Source organism: Mycobacterium sp. E1214, from assembly GCF_001666755.1.
Lineage (GTDB): Bacteria > Actinomycetota > Actinomycetes > Mycobacteriales > Mycobacteriaceae > Mycobacterium.
This window is the reverse complement of sequence record NZ_LZJC01000019.1, coordinates 1-1,107: the sequence shown is the minus strand read 5'-3', so window position 1 is coordinate 1,107 and position 1,107 is coordinate 1. Positions and strand designations below refer to the sequence as shown.

2 protein-coding genes and 1 pseudogene are annotated in these 1,107 nt (G+C 75.6%); all 3 read left to right on the top strand.

Annotated features, from left to right (window positions below; all coding sequences use genetic code 11):
* Window positions 1-484, top strand: a pseudogene (locus tag A5700_RS01935) (hypothetical protein); the annotation flags it as partial.
* Window positions 481-879, top strand: a complete 399-nt coding sequence (locus tag A5700_RS01930; RefSeq protein WP_068071611.1) for a serine protease inhibitor — start codon at window positions 481-483, stop codon at window positions 877-879. The pseudogene A5700_RS01935 and the gene A5700_RS01930, both read left to right, overlap by 4 nt.
* Before the next feature lie 6 nt (window positions 880-885).
* The coding region (locus tag A5700_RS01925; RefSeq protein WP_156671038.1) for a DUF742 domain-containing protein at window positions 886-1,107 on the top strand (222 nt) is incomplete at its 3' end.

Sequence of the window (1,107 nt, the reverse complement as noted above, 5' to 3'; positions counted from 1 at the left end):
CCGCCCGGAGATTTCGGCGACCGACGGGCTGTCCACGCACAGCCGGACGATCCTGCCGCGGGCGTCGCCGGCCGCCCCCGCCGAGGCGACCCCGGCCGACGACGACGTGATCTACCGCCGGATGCTGTCGGAGCTGATGGGTGACCCGCACGACCTGGTGAACAGCCCGGATCTGGACTGGCAGTCGGTGTGGGACCGCGGCTGGACGCTGGCCGCCGCCGCCGAGGACAAGCCCGTCGAGCACACCACGGACCACGGCCTGCCGGTGCGCACCCCGGGCGCCCGCCTGGTGCCCGGCGGCACCCCCGGGTCCGGCCAGCCGGCGCAGGCGCGGTCGGAGGCGGACGCACCCGCCGGCCGCGAGCCGCAGCACGCCGCGGCGGCCCGCGATCCCGAGGCGGTGCGCGCGTCGTTCACCAGTCATTTCGGTGGCGTGCGCAGCGGACGCTCGCACGCCCGCGAGAACGGGACGGACCCGCAATGACGGCCCCGCACAGCTCCCTGGACTGGCTGGTGACGCGGTTTGCCCGCGAGGTCCCCGGCGTCGCGCACGCCCTGCTGGTGTCGGTCGACGGGCTGCCCATCGCCGCCAGCGAGCACCTGCCCGCCGAACGCGCCGATCAGCTGGCCGCGGTGGCGTCCGGCCTGGCGAGCCTGGCCAGCGGCGCCGCCCAACTGTTCGAGGGCGGCCAGGTCCTGCAGTCGGTGGTCGAGATGCAGAACGGCTACCTGCTGCTGATGCGGGTGGGCGACGGTTCGCACCTGGCCACCCTGGCGGCCGCGTCGTGTGACATCGGTCAGATCGGCTACGAGATGGCCGTCCTCGTCGAACGGGTGGGCGGCGTCGTGCAGCCCACCCGACGCTCCGGCGTCTCGTGACCCGCGATGGACACGCGCGAGCCGGGGCCGACGCCGGATAGGGCCAGCCTGGTCCGCCCGTACGCGCTGACGGCCGGGCGCACCGACACCAGCGTCGACCTGCCGCTCGAGGCGCCCGTCGAGACGCTGCCGCCCGGGCTGACGCACCGCTGGCCGGCCGGCGACGCCCGCGGCAGGATCGTCCGGCTGTGCGTGGACAGCCCGTCGGTCGCCGAAATCTCCGCGCGT

Coding starts and splice junctions, on each gene's coding strand:
- A5700_RS01930 (WP_068071611.1), top strand. CDS start 481: ATGACGGCCCCGCACAGCTCCCTGGACTGGCTGGTGACGCGGTTTGCC.